This is a genomic window from Companilactobacillus bobalius (assembly GCF_002179915.1).
GTDB lineage: Bacteria > Bacillota > Bacilli > Lactobacillales > Lactobacillaceae > Companilactobacillus > Companilactobacillus bobalius.
In genome coordinates, this window is record NZ_MYFM01000028.1 from 1 (window position 1) to 467 (window position 467).

The 467-nt window shown below is 42.8% G+C and carries 2 tRNA genes and 1 rRNA gene; all 3 read left to right on the forward strand.

The annotated features are described in order from the left end of the window. Nucleotides 1–62: ribosomal RNA gene (locus tag LKACC16343_RS14130) — 16S ribosomal RNA — on the forward strand; the annotation flags it as partial. Nucleotides 63–146: 84 nt separating this feature from the next. Then, nucleotides 147–221, forward strand: a tRNA-Ile gene (locus LKACC16343_RS14135). A 30-nt stretch (nucleotides 222–251) separates the two neighbouring features. Then, nucleotides 252–324 (forward strand) — tRNA-Ala (locus LKACC16343_RS14140). The last annotated feature ends 143 nt before the right edge of the window (nucleotides 325–467 follow it).

Below are 467 nucleotides of genomic sequence, written 5' to 3' on the forward strand. Positions count from 1 at the left end.
TGATTAGGGTGAAGTCGTAACAAGGTAGCCGTAGGAGAACCTGCGGCTGGATCACCTCCTTTCTAAGGATATGGTACTTTGGTACCAACGGAAATACACAATTGTTAAAACTTTGTTTAGTTTTGAGAGGTCTACCTGGCGCTTTCGGGCCTATAGCTCAGCTGGTTTAGAGCGCACGCCTGATAAGCGTGAGGTCGATGGTTCAAGTCCATTTAGGCCCATTTTCTCTGTTATAATTGAATAAGTACTATGGGGGTTTAGCTCAGCTGGGAGAGCACCTGCTTTGCAAGCAGGAGGTCATCGGTTCGATCCCGTTAACCTCCATTGACAGAGATGTCATACTCGTACCTTGAAAACTGGATATTAAGAATTAATGAATTAAAGAAACACCGAAAACTGCGCGGCAATCTTTTGATTGCCAGCTGTGATGAAAATCATGGCAAATTGTTTTAAATTACTTTTTGTAA